Origin of the sequence: Rhodoplanes roseus, assembly GCF_003258865.1 — a bacterium.
GTDB lineage: Bacteria > Pseudomonadota > Alphaproteobacteria > Rhizobiales > Xanthobacteraceae > Rhodoplanes > Rhodoplanes roseus.
This window is the reverse complement of sequence record NZ_NPEX01000729.1, coordinates 1-289: the sequence shown is the minus strand read 5'-3', so window position 1 is coordinate 289 and position 289 is coordinate 1. Positions and strand designations below refer to the sequence as shown.

The 289-nt window shown below is 66.8% G+C and carries 1 protein-coding gene; it reads right to left on the bottom strand.

Annotated elements, in window-relative coordinates; genetic code table 11:
* Positions 1 to 289 (bottom strand): dihydropteroate synthase (locus CH341_RS32155; protein WP_170149905.1); only part of this gene is annotated, 289 nt, incomplete at both ends.

Sequence of the window (289 nt, the reverse complement as noted above, 5' to 3'; positions counted from 1 at the left end):
GACGCGATCGCCATCGGCAGGAAGGCGGCGTTGATGCCGTGCCGATGCGGCAGGCCGAAGGAGACGTTGGAGGCGCCGCAGGTGGTGTTGACCTTCAGCTCCTCACGCAGCCGGCGCACCAGCGAGAACACCTGCAGGCCGGCGGTCGCCATGGCGCCGATCGGCATCACCAGCGGATCGACGACGATGTCTTCCGGCTTGATGCCGAAATCCTGCGCCCGCTCCACGATCTTCTTGGCGACCGCAAAGCGCACGTCCGGGTCCTCGGAAATGCCGCTCTCGTCGTTGG